This is a genomic window from Sphingopyxis sp. (assembly GCF_016463645.1).
In the GTDB taxonomy this organism is placed as follows: Bacteria; Pseudomonadota; Alphaproteobacteria; order Sphingomonadales; family Sphingomonadaceae; genus Sphingopyxis.
Window position 1 is genome coordinate 1 of record NZ_JAEMQX010000029.1, and the last position, 10,882, is coordinate 10,882.

Here is a 10,882-nt window from a genome sequence, read left to right on the forward strand (position 1 = left end):
TTTGCACGCCGATCACCCCACGAAGGGGGTGCCTATTGCACGCTGATCCTCAGATCCGGACCTGGTGAAATTCTGCGAGGGACGGGACGATCTGATCCAATTGGACTCCGTTGCCCAGCTTCTCTCGCTGGCTCTGGCGTCAGCCCAGTTGGTGAAGCGTCTTGAAGCGCATGTCCGTGGAGACGCGTCCCTGCTCGAAAGGCTGAGGGCACGCCTTAACTCCTATCGTCCGCGCCGTGTCGATATCGAGGTTGAAGATGTCGAGTTCTTCGATCTTGAGATTTCGAGCGTGTTTCTCGTCGACGAATCCGAGGAGGGACAGGATTTTGTCCTTGAGGTCGAAGTCTTGGCTGAGGTCGAAGCCGACGTTCGTGAGACGGGTCATGAGTATGTCATCTCGCGGCGGGGAGAGCCTGATTTGGATATTCGGACTTACCATGCTCGTCCAACTTCCAGCGCGGCTATTTATGTTGAGGTGCTGGTGTCCGAGGACGATAGTGGCGAAGAGCCAGCCTTGGTGACGACCGATTGGGCTATCACATCGGGCGATATCGAGATCAAATTGCCATCTCAGTTCAGCAGGCGTGAAATCACCCTCGAGGCGCGGTGACGCCAAAATCCTTCGTTGACGCCACCGGAGCGTTGCCAGTTTCGACGCTTTCCAGATTTCAGATGAAATTTTTTCCATTTTTTTAATGCAAATTTTCTGCGCAGCAAATATCAAGGTTTTTCCGAATATTCACTTTTAGGGTGATTTTTGCTGGGCACAAAATATGGCCGAATTTGAAAATTCTCAGCGCGAATTGCTCGATGCGCTTTTGGAGGCGCTTTTGGCGCTGCCGCAGTCGCACGCGCAAATCGAGCGATATGAGGTCGAAATCGGGCCTCGCGGCCGCGCCGACGCCCTGATCGGCGCATATATCGGCCGCCAGCCGCTCTTATTGCTTGTCGAAATCAAGGCGCAGCTTTTTCCGCGCGATGTGCGCGAAGCAATCTGGCAGCTTCGGAATAATCAGGCCCATCTCAGCAATTCCGGTGACGACCGGGAAATCATTCCTTTTTTTGTCGCCCGTGCGATCTCGCCGGGCGCTCGAGAGATTTTTCGGGAAGAGCGCGTCGGATATTACGACCTCGGAGGCTCGCTTTATATTCCGGGGAAAAAGGCATTCATATTTCTCGATAAACCGGCTCCGAAAAAAGGGACGAAGAAATTCGATTCCATTTTTCAGGGGCAAAAGGCGCGCGCACTCCATGAAATTTATGAGAGGCGGCAGGACTGGCTGGGCGTGAAGGATCTCGCCGATGCGAGCGGCGTATCGCCCGCTACGGCTTCCGAGACCCTCACGGAACTCGAACGGCGCGAGTGGGTGGATGTGCAGGGGGCGGGTCCGTCGAAACAGCGTCGATTGCGCGCCGCACGGCCCCTTCTCGAAGCTTGGACCAGCTATGCGAGCGATCAGAAGGCGCCGACAGTGCGGCGTTACTATGTCCCGAAAGGGAGTGACGCACTGGCGCTGGCGCTGCGCCTTGATCAGGCGTGCGACGAGGCGAAAGCCGCCTATGCGGTCACCGGCGAGGTAGCCGCTCAAATCTATGCCCCCTATCTTTCTTCCATCTCGCAGCTTCGTTGCCGGATCGAGCCCGGGCAGAAGCTGATCGAGGCGCTGCTCAATCTCGACGCCCGGCCCGTGGCGGAGGGGTGGAATCTCGGTATCATCGAGGCGAAGAGCCGGCGCGATGTCGCGGTCGGCCAACGGATCGATGGCGTCTGCTATGCGCCGCCGCTGCAGGTCTATCTCGACCTGCTCCAGGCGTCCGGCCGTTCCCGTGAATTGGCGATGCACCTCCGTAGCGAATGTCTGGATAAATAATGCCCAAACCACAGACGATCAGCGGCTATGAGGACATGGTCACCGACGCGTGCGAGCGCGTACTGGTCACGCTCCTGCGCGGGCTTGGACCATGGAAGGATTCGGTCTTTCTCGTCGGCGGACTCGCGCCGCGCTATCTCGTGACCGCCAGGCCGCCGAAAGTCCCGAAACATGCGGGCACGGGTGACGTCGATATCGTCGTCGACGTCGGAATCCTCACGACGACCGAAGCCTACAGTACGCTAGAAGAAAATCTAAAGGCGATGAACTTCGAGCGCGCCGAGAATGAAAAGGGTGCGAAGCAATCCTGGCGGTGGCGCGCCGAGATCGAGGACGGCACGACGATGATCCTCGAGTTTCTGGCGGACTCGCCGGAACTTGGAGGCGGCAAGGTAAAGGAACTTCCTTCGGACGGAAATGTCTCGGCGTTGAACATCCCCCACGCTTCCATGGTGTTCGACCATCACGGGACCGTCGAAATCACGGCGGACCTGCTGAACGGTAAGGGCCGTGCCACCGAGGTCGTGCGCTACGCTGATATCGTCACCTTCACCTGTCTCAAGGCCTTTGCTTTCGATCAGAGGTTCGAGCGCAAGGATGCGCACGACCTGATCTACTGCATCGAGAATCTGGAAGGTGGCGTCGGCGCGGCGCAATCCGCATTCGCGGCTGCACTGACCGGTCCGCATGCCGAGGCGATACGCGAGGCTCTTACTCGCATGGCGGCTCGCTTCCGCGATCCCAATCCCGACGAGAGCTATTTGCGCGACGGGCCCGTCGCCGTGGCAAGTTTCGAAGACGACGAAGCCGATGTCTCGGCCGACCCCGATCTGCTGAACGCCCGGATCTTGCGGCAGCGACATGCCGCGGAAATTATGGCCGACTTCCTCAAGGCATTCGAAATCTGATGACGAAGGCTGTGATCGCAGTTTCGTTCCGGCGCATTCCAAGAGCTTGCCCGTGAACAAAGCGATCATAGTCGGCGCGAGTTCAGGGATCGGCCGAGAGCTGGCGATGCTGCTCTCGCATCATGGCTATTCGGTTGGCGTCACCAGTCGGCGCCGCGACCTGCTCGCCAATCTCGCTGGCAATTCTTCCGGTTCGATAATCTACGAGGCGTTCGACGTGGCCGACACGACCGCGATGCAACGCGGACTCGCCGCCCTGATCGAGCGGCTTGGCGGGCTCGACTTGCTGGTGATCAGTGCCGGGGTCGGCCACATAAATGCCGATCTTGTCTGGGAGGCGGAACGCGAGACCATCGCGGTGAATGTCGAAGGTTTCGCGGCCGCGGCCAATATCGGCATGCAGCACTTCATCGCCCAAGGCACGGGGCATCTGGTGGCCATTTCGTCGATCGCGGGATTGCGGGGAAGCGGCGACGCGCCTGCCTACAATGCGTCCAAGGCCTTCGTCTCCAACTATATGGAGGCGCTACGCCAGAACATGGCGCGCCGGGGCCTGCCGATTGCAACGACCGACGTGCGGCCCGGCTTCGTCGACACCGCGATGGCGAAGGGTGACGGACTCTTCTGGGTTGCTTCGCCTGAAAAGGCGGCGAAGCAGATCTACGGCGCCATCCGCGCCCGTAAGTCTCATGCCTATGTCACCAAACGCTGGTGGCTCGTCGCTGGCCTGATGAAACTTCTGCCGAACGCCATCTACGACCGACTCTAGCCGCTCGCGCCTCCGGTCAGGGCATCTGCATGAAGGCGCTGACCTATCGAGACTGTTAACTAAACGACGCCGTAGATTGTGGCACGCCGCTTGAACGCCTCCGCCGATCCTTCGAGAATATCGCAAGCAAATTGTCGGGTGTCGGGATGGTCGATCGAGCCACTCGATACGATCCGCCCATTGTCATCCTGCGCCTTCAGCACGATGATTTGTTCCGCATCCCCCAGCACAGCGATATTCGCATTATGGGTTACGATGATCACCTGACGTCTCTCTTTTGCCCGGCGAAGGACGGGAACAAGCGTTTGATAAATGAACTCGCTGTCCAGATGATCTTCGGGCTGATCGATGATGAGTGGACGGTTCGATTCCGCCGAGAGCATGAGGGCAAGCAACACGGACTGTTTCTGCCCCAGGCTAAGCCGGCTGAAATCCCGGATCATCGGCTGCGGCCTGCCGACCATGGACTTTGCGACGATCAACTGCGGCTTGTCGCTAACTTCGACTGCCTGAAGCTTGTACATAACCTCAGGCGGCGACAGGTTATCGATGATGGATTGGGCATCGGCGTCGGAGAAGACCGTTGATCCGTCCTTCTCCTTCACGCCCTTGATTGTTGCCTTGTCCTTCTTCAGCACGGCTTGCACCAATACAGGCAATGACAGAGTTTCGATCAGCAACTCTGCCCTCGGTACCCGCGACGTCCGCCAGCTCATCGCCTCACTGATGACGGAGCTGCCCGACGGTGAATATGCGCTGTGAAGAAACTTCAGCGACACGCTGAGGTCGGTCAGGACCGCCTTGAGAGTGGTGCTCGCCTTGACACCATACGCGCTTCGCTTGGTTGCAATCCGTTGTCGGATTTCCCAGCGCTTCTTCACGAGCTCGGCGCGTTCCTTTCGTGCTCGGTCGAGGGCGGGCTCCCATGTTTTCAGCTTCCGTAGGCGCTCGGTCAACTTGGCCTCGTCAGTGGACAGGCTATTGATGAATACAATGTCGAGGCGGACCCCGCTTTGCTCGAGCGCTTCGCGTTTCTGATCGATTTCGGCCTTGGCCGCGGCTTCCTTGACGCGCCATGCGGCCAATTCGCGTTCCATAACTGTGCCGAGGGCCTTGGCTGCGTCTTGAAGATCTGTTTCCGCGGCAACGACCTTCGATTTGAAAGCCGACGCTTGAGTTGCGATGGCTTGATACTCGTCGCCGCCAATGGTGAGGTCGGCAGGATCGACAGATGTCTCGATACTCTCGATACACTCCCGAAGCGCCTCGTTGGAGGTAAGTCCGAGAAGCTCATCCAGATCACGGCGAAGCGATGAGCGAACCTCCTTCTCCTTTTCAAGCTTTCGGATGAGGGCGATCACCTCTTTGCCCTTTTGTGCTTCGAGCGCGGCCAACTGGGACTTCTTATATTTGAGATCGCGGTCCACGCCCGGAATGAGAGCGACATATTCCGTAGCCTTTTTGAGCTCGGCTTCGGAATCTAGAAGTGCCTGCCGAACTTCCCTTTCCTCCTTGAGGTCGGCCGAAACTCCGATGAAACGATCGAGGAAGCTCAACAATCCCGCAGGGTCGGCAGTGGCATTCTGGCTGATCGTCGCAGCCTCGCTCTGCGCATAACATTCGACCGCGAAATGGGGTAGCAATGCCTCCGGATCATCGGGATCCTCGACGTTGGAATCGCGGCGTCGCTGCATCCTTATCGTCTGCCCCGACTGGTCATTGACCACGAGATCTATGAGGTCAGGCCAAACCTCAGAGTCCACCACATCGCCAGCACCGGAATGACCCGTCAGACAACGAATTGCTTCGAAGGTCGTCGACTTACCGGTGCCGCGCCCCCCGATGATGCAGTTGAGGTTCGGGCTGAAATGCACGCCTTGATCGCTGAGGAAGCCGCCGTGCATGGCCAATGCCCGCACCATGGGAATCCGTGCCGGCACATCTTCCTCAATGCGCACACGGGCATCGCTGTCTTGCAGCGCCAGCCGCAAAGCGTCGAAGTTGACCTCCTGCATCTTGTACCGGGTGACCTTGCGGTCGCCGGCGGCGTTTCGTCCCAACGCATTGAGCGTATGCGAATCCGAATTGAGTAGCCGCGCCAGAAATTGCGACTTTCCAAGGCCGAGGGCATCTATCCGTTGGCGGCCAAGGGTCTTTCTATCGCCATCGGGGTCGAGGTCCGAATAGGAGATTTCGCTGTCGGCACGCTTCAGTTCGATTCCGAGAAGGGCTGCATGGCAAATTATGTCTTTCTTGTGGGGCGGGTTGCCCGGAATTTCCGTTTCTAGGCCCTTCCCACCATCGACATGTGCGAGGATCGCAAATCCACCGCCCTGTTTCACAAGATCAAGAATATCCACGACGCCATTCGAGCACCGCGAGTTCGCGGTATTTCGATCGGCAAGCGAAAGCTTCGCATGAAAGCGCGCCAGCGCGTCCAATGTAGCAAAATAACAAAGCAGGTGGCCATGAGGCGTCGACAACTCGACGGCGGGAACGACGAGCAGGCCGGTTCCTTTCGCAGCTTCAATCGCTGGCCCGACACCTCCGATTTCGTTGTGATCGGCAATCGCGATAATGTCCAAGCCCTCCGACCTCGCGGTCGCGACAATTGCTTCCGGGGTAGCGGTCGCGTCGCTGACATCATGGGAGCCAGCGATGCTATGAATATGAAGATCGCCACGGAAGAACCGGGCGCCGTTGTCCAGGGCCAGAGCCTGAGTGATATCCATTATGCCCTCCCGACGCTTTTTTAGGCTTTCTAACCTGTTAGTTCAGCACGAACATTCCGCGGCTAGGTTCATAAAGGCAATGACCGAGAGGCACCACTCAAGTTCAAAAGCTTTTTGCTCCACATCGGCTCGCTCTTTCGTGGGGAAGGCCATTGATCGCGTCGGACAACTTCGCCGCGCACATTGAGCGGTTTCTTGAGTTTCCAGAGGTTCGGTCACGACGACGGAACTATCGGCCCGAGGCGCCGTTGCTCTCTTTGGCCCGGCAAGGAAATCATCATGGCAAACGCACCGCCCGACCCGCATCCCGATTCTCTGCCGACCGGCCCCGAGCAAGTTCCGGAGCAGGTTCCCCTTCCTGATGATGACGGTAGGGAAAGCGTCGACGATGTGCCCGAAGCGGAATGATTGGCGGGCATAGCGCGTCGCCTGTGGCAGAGCGGCGCGCCGACTCAGCGAGCAGAAATGGTAAGCCCCGCTACATCGCTGCAGCGGGGCTTCCCTAGATTGCATCCGAAGATGCCATCAAATTCTGCCATTCTTTCGTCTGGACAGGTAAGTGAAACGTGCCGGGCGCGCGATGGTTCCGTGGGCTACTTCGAGGCCCGGAATTTTTCTATCGCCGCAGCGTGACCGCGATCGGGCAGTGGTCCGAATAATGCTTCTCGCCGGGCGCATAGAGCGTTTCGCTGAACCCCGTCCGGTCGGCGGCGGCGCGCCGGTCGAGCACGATATGATCGATGAAACTGTCGTAACGCGGATCGCAGGCCGGCGGCTGGCCCGCGTCGGCGAGCATCAAATCGGCGTTGGCCGGATCGCCATCGTCGATTTTAGTCCAGATCGCGTCGCCGGGAAGCGCGAGCCGCCGGTTCCAGTCGCCCAGCACCGCGAAGCGCTCGGGCCCGGCGGCGGCCGCGTCGATCCAGGCTTCGAGCGCCGGAATCTGGTCCTGGAATATGGGGCAGGCCTTCGCCTCGTTCCCGGAGAAGCAGCCTGACTTGAGGTGGATGCCGAGAAGGCGGATCGGTGTGCGGCCCTCGGGGCGGAGCGTGATGTCGACGCCCGAGCGAAGCTGTTCGTTGCCGCGCATCAGCGACGTCACATCGGCATGGCGATCGAAGGCCATATCCTTGCGGATCGCAAAACCGACCGCTTGGCGGATCACCGTCTGCGACGGGAACTTGCCGCCGCAGGTGCCGCCCGGCGCGCCCTTCCGCGCTTCCATGATCACGACATATTTGGCGGGGTCGAAGACCCGCGCCGCGGCGGTCTCATTCTCGGCCTCCTGAAAGGCGATCACATCGGCGTCGAGGTCGTCGACGATGCGGCGCATCGCGGCATAATCGCTGTCATCCCTGGGGTTGCAGCCTTCGCCGTTCCTCGCGGCGAGAAATTCAAGGTTCCAGCTCGCCAGCTTGAGCGGTTTCGACGGAACAGACGGGTTTGCGGGTGCGGAGGCCGCGGGCGAGCAGGCAGCAGCCAGCAGGAGCAGGGCGGATGCGATGAGGCGGTGGGGAAGCATCCGCCGCTACTGCCGCACGCCGCCACCGAGTGCAACTCGCCGTGCCGCGCCTTGGCGCGGCGCAGATGGCGCCGATCCGTCCGCGGCGCTATAGCGCCCGCCCGGCCGGGATCCTTCCGGCCGCTCAAGGAGATGATTTTATGAACCACGCCGAACTGTCGGACAGCGTCGCAACCGCACTTGGCCTGAGCAAGGCCGATGCGAAGAAGGCTGTCGATGCCGTTTTCGCCGCGATCACCGACGCCGCCGCCAAGGGCGACGAAGTCTCGGTGAACGGCTTCGGCAAGTTCAAGGTCAAGGAATCGGCCGCGCGTGAAGGCCGCAATCCCTCGACCGGCGAAACCATCCAGATTGCGGCTTCGAAGAAGCTGACCTTTGGCGCCGCGAAGGCCGTCAAGGATCGTCTGAACGGCTGAGCCGGTACGTCCCGCCGGCGTGCCCGGCGGGACGGCCGCGCGGCGGCATGTCGGGCGCGGCATCTGATGAGCGTGCTCTGGCCTCGCAGGCTCGGCCAGGGGTCGCACTTTTGTCTTGGCCGCGCGGCACACTCGGCTCGCTATCCTTGCGGGGCGGCGGCTAGGCACGGGCGCGCATCGCACGCCGCCCCGCTGCGGGCTCGCCAAGAGTGCGGTTGTTCGGGCCCTGCGGGCCGGCGACATCATGATCTAGAGCGGAAGCTCCGCCTGTTTGCGCAAAGGCTCAACGAACATCGTGTGACGCGGTGGTTCCTCGAACAGCACCTCGTTCGGCAGGCTGCCGTCGAGCCAATGGTTCGCGTCGCGCCGCTGGATGATCACGCCGTGGCGCGACTGATAAGGAATGACATCGGTGCCTGCCGGGATGGTGAGGATGCGGTAGGACAGCGGCCAGTCGGCAAGTGGCGGGTCCCACACTGCGGCGAGATAGAAGAAATTGCCGCTGTCGAGCGTCACCCGGTAGCGGTGGTCGCCGGTTCCCATGCGGAACTCGGACGCCGGAATCAGGCAGCGGCGCGCCGGGAAGGCGCGGCCCTCGGCGCGCACGAAACGATAATTGATCCCGTCGCTAAACCGCGGGTCGGAACCCCAAACCGCTTTGACCATTTCGATCTCGGTCATATTGTCGGGATTGCGCCGGACGAGCGCTTGCACGCCTCCGCTCGGGGCGTCGGGATCGAAAGGGGTTGGCGCGATACCCATATGTGGAACATAATGGGAACGATGTTGAGTCGCAAGGGCGAGGGGACCAACGCGCATGTGCAATGATTATCGGCTCGAGGTAGACATCGCGTCGATCGCCGAGGACTTCGACAACCTCCAGATCAAGATCGACATGCCCGAGGGCGCACCGAACGTGCCGGCGCGCGAGGATGTCCGCATCACCGATACCGCGCCGATCGTGAAGAGCAGCGACGGCGCCACCGCCGGATCGCTCGTCAACCGGCGCTGGAGCTGGCCCGGACAGGGCGGCAAACCGGTCTATAATGTGCGCTCGGAGCGCCGCGATCTCGGCATGCAGCGATGCCTCGTCCTCTGCGACGGCTTCTATGAGTTCACCGATCCCACCGACCCCGCGCAGAAGCGGCTCGACAAGTGGCTGTTCACGATGAAGGACCATCGCTGGTTCTGTATGGCCGGTGTGTGGCGCGACAGCCATGTCGGCGAAGCCTTCAGCCTTCTGACCATGAACGCCGGTCCCGACATCGCACCCTATCATCATCGCCAGATCATTCCGCTGCCACGCGATCAATGGGCCGCTTGGCTCGATCCGCGCGTTCCGGCCGAGGACATATTGAAACGGCTTCCCGAAGGCAGCCTCGAGGTGACGCAGGTATATGGCAAGCCGCCTGCACAAGGCGCTCTTGCCTTATGACAAACGAAAAGGGGCTCGACCTGTTCGTGACGGCGCAGGAGCAAATCTATGCGCGCGCGCTCGGCGAGATTCGCCGCGGCAAGAAGAGCTCGCACTGGATGTGGTTCATATTCCCGCAGCTGGCAGGCCTTGGCCGAAGCGCGACGTCGAAGCTCTACGGTCTCGCGGGAGCCGATGAGGCGCGGGCCTATCTGGCCCATCCCCTGCTCGGCGCGCGCTATGCCGAATGCGTCGAGGCGATCCAGGACCTGCCCGCAAGCGACCCGGTGGCGGTCTTCGGCGAGGTCGACGCCGTCAAGCTGCGTTCGTCGCTGACATTGTTCGAGGCCGTGAGCCGGCGGCCGCTCTTCTCCGCCGCGCTCATCCGCTGGTTCGGCGGCGAGCGCGATGAGCGCACCCTCGGCCTGCTCAGCTGCGGCGACAGCATGCCGTGACGCCGACGCGTGTCAGCCGCGCGGATTGCGGAACAGCGGCAGCATCCGGTGGAGCACTTCGTCCTTGTCGAAAAAATGATGCTTGAGCGCGGCGAGCACATGCAGCGCAAGCACGACGTAAATGGCCTTCACCATCAGCTTGTGTACGTCGCCGAGCTCTTCGGCGAGATCCTCGTTCAGCGGTAGCGGAAGATTGGGTGCGGGCACGGCGCCGTAAAGCGGGACTTCGGGCGCGCCGCCCGCCGAAGCTGCGGCCCAGCCGAGAAGCGGGGCGCCGATCATCAGCACATAGAAGAGGATATGGGTCGTGCGCGCGAGCATCCGTTCCCATGACGGCATGCCGCCGGGGAAGGCCGGCCAGGGATGGCCGAAGCGCCAGCCGAGCCGGATAAGGCTGAGCGCGAGGATCGTGATCCCGACCGATTTGTGGAGCTGATAATAGCCAAGTTTCTCGCTGTCCGAGGCGTCCTCCATCCAGCCGCCAAAGGTGGCATTGGCGATGATCAGGATGGCGATCGTCCAGTGCAGGACGATCGAGACGGTAGAATAGCGGCTGTGATTCTCACGCATGATTCGCCTCGCAATAGGTCCGTCACCGGTCTTCCAATGCTTTGGCGGCGATCCTCGTTCCGTCAGCAGGACGCAGCCGTCACGATCATGAGCCCAATTTGTTTCGCTTTTACAGGGGCCGGGCGGAAGGCGCGCACCGATTCCCGGCGGTTCGTCGCGGCCCGCTTGACGCGCCCTTTGACTCGGTGGAACATAAAGGGAACATTTGAGTCGATATTCCCATGA

General features: G+C 60.8%; 12 protein-coding genes. 8 read left to right on the forward strand and 4 right to left on the reverse strand.

All coding sequences use genetic code 11. The annotated features are described in order from the left end of the window. The first annotated feature begins 64 nt into the window (after positions 1 to 64). From JHC57_RS08445 to JHC57_RS08460, 4 genes are all read left to right on the forward strand, one after another. Positions 65 to 610 (forward strand): hypothetical protein, encoded by a 546-nt coding sequence (locus tag JHC57_RS08445; protein ID WP_294029569.1) that lies wholly within the window; start codon positions 65 to 67, stop codon positions 608 to 610. 163 nt (positions 611 to 773) lie between these two features. Next, complete coding sequence (locus JHC57_RS08450) at positions 774 to 1,871, forward strand: MarR family transcriptional regulator (protein ID WP_037553325.1); 1,098 nt, start codon at positions 774 to 776, stop codon at positions 1,869 to 1,871. Further along, entirely contained in the window at positions 1,871 to 2,779 is a 909-nt protein-coding gene (locus JHC57_RS08455; RefSeq protein WP_037553327.1) for a hypothetical protein, read from the forward strand. The genes JHC57_RS08450 and JHC57_RS08455 overlap by 1 nt, the downstream gene beginning before the upstream one ends. 52 nt (positions 2,780 to 2,831) lie before the next feature. After that, entirely contained in the window at positions 2,832 to 3,548 is a 717-nt protein-coding gene (locus tag JHC57_RS08460) for an SDR family NAD(P)-dependent oxidoreductase (protein ID WP_037553328.1), read from the forward strand. A 59-nt stretch (positions 3,549 to 3,607) separates the two neighbouring features. Here the strand turns inward: JHC57_RS08460 and JHC57_RS08465 are convergent, their stop codons facing one another. Further along, a complete protein-coding gene (locus JHC57_RS08465) occupies positions 3,608 to 6,280 on the reverse strand; it encodes a TrlF family AAA-like ATPase (protein ID WP_294029570.1) in 2,673 nt (890 codons plus the stop codon). Positions 6,281 to 6,559: 279 nt separating this feature from the next. Here JHC57_RS08465 and JHC57_RS08470 point away from each other — a divergent pair, with 279 nt between their 5' ends. Then, entirely contained in the window at positions 6,560 to 6,688 is a 129-nt protein-coding gene (locus JHC57_RS08470) for a hypothetical protein (protein WP_294029571.1), read from the forward strand. Between the two features lie 208 nt (positions 6,689 to 6,896). Here JHC57_RS08470 and JHC57_RS08475 read toward each other — a convergent pair whose 3' ends face one another. Continuing rightward, positions 6,897 to 7,802, reverse strand: a complete 906-nt coding sequence (locus JHC57_RS08475; RefSeq protein ID WP_294029572.1) for an endonuclease/exonuclease/phosphatase family protein — start codon at positions 7,800 to 7,802, stop codon at positions 6,897 to 6,899. 140 nt (positions 7,803 to 7,942) lie between these two features. On the opposite strand from JHC57_RS08475, the gene JHC57_RS08480 reads away from it, so the two are divergent. Next, the gene (locus JHC57_RS08480; RefSeq protein WP_037553418.1) at positions 7,943 to 8,218 is read left to right on the forward strand and encodes an HU family DNA-binding protein; all 276 of its coding nucleotides are present in this window, start codon (positions 7,943 to 7,945) and stop codon (positions 8,216 to 8,218) included. Positions 8,219 to 8,467: 249 nt separating this feature from the next. Here the strand turns inward: JHC57_RS08480 and JHC57_RS08485 are convergent, their stop codons facing one another. Next, positions 8,468 to 8,932, reverse strand: coding sequence for an SOS response-associated peptidase family protein (locus JHC57_RS08485; protein WP_294029573.1), 465 nt, complete (start codon positions 8,930 to 8,932; stop codon positions 8,468 to 8,470). Positions 8,933 to 9,035: 103 nt separating this feature from the next. Between JHC57_RS08485 and JHC57_RS08490 the strand changes: the two genes are divergently transcribed. After that, positions 9,036 to 9,653: an SOS response-associated peptidase gene (locus JHC57_RS08490; protein ID WP_294029574.1), complete on the forward strand. Its 618-nt coding sequence runs from the start codon at positions 9,036 to 9,038 to the stop codon at positions 9,651 to 9,653. Continuing rightward, entirely contained in the window at positions 9,650 to 10,087 is a 438-nt protein-coding gene (locus JHC57_RS08495; RefSeq protein WP_294029575.1) for a DUF1810 domain-containing protein, read from the forward strand. The genes JHC57_RS08490 and JHC57_RS08495 overlap by 4 nt, the downstream gene beginning before the upstream one ends. A gap of 12 nt (positions 10,088 to 10,099) precedes the next feature. On the opposite strand, the gene JHC57_RS08500 is transcribed toward JHC57_RS08495, so the two are convergent. Continuing rightward, positions 10,100 to 10,657, reverse strand: coding sequence for a cytochrome b (locus tag JHC57_RS08500; protein WP_294029576.1), 558 nt, complete (start codon positions 10,655 to 10,657; stop codon positions 10,100 to 10,102). Positions 10,658 to 10,882 lie beyond the last annotated feature (225 nt).

Coding starts and splice junctions, on each gene's coding strand:
- JHC57_RS08470 (WP_294029571.1), top strand. CDS start 6,560: ATGGCAAACGCACCGCCCGACCCGCATCCCGATTCTCTGCCGACCGGC.
- JHC57_RS08475 (WP_294029572.1), bottom strand. CDS start 7,802: ATGCTTCCCCACCGCCTCATCGCATCCGCCCTGCTCCTGCTGGCTGCT.
- JHC57_RS08500 (WP_294029576.1), bottom strand. CDS start 10,657: ATGCGTGAGAATCACAGCCGCTATTCTACCGTCTCGATCGTCCTGCAC.
- JHC57_RS08450 (WP_037553325.1), top strand. CDS start 774: ATGGCCGAATTTGAAAATTCTCAGCGCGAATTGCTCGATGCGCTTTTG.
- JHC57_RS08495 (WP_294029575.1), top strand. CDS start 9,650: ATGACAAACGAAAAGGGGCTCGACCTGTTCGTGACGGCGCAGGAGCAA.
- JHC57_RS08480 (WP_037553418.1), top strand. CDS start 7,943: ATGAACCACGCCGAACTGTCGGACAGCGTCGCAACCGCACTTGGCCTG.
- JHC57_RS08455 (WP_037553327.1), top strand. CDS start 1,871: ATGCCCAAACCACAGACGATCAGCGGCTATGAGGACATGGTCACCGAC.
- JHC57_RS08490 (WP_294029574.1), top strand. CDS start 9,036: ATGTGCAATGATTATCGGCTCGAGGTAGACATCGCGTCGATCGCCGAG.
- JHC57_RS08465 (WP_294029570.1), bottom strand. CDS start 6,280: ATGGATATCACTCAGGCTCTGGCCCTGGACAACGGCGCCCGGTTCTTC.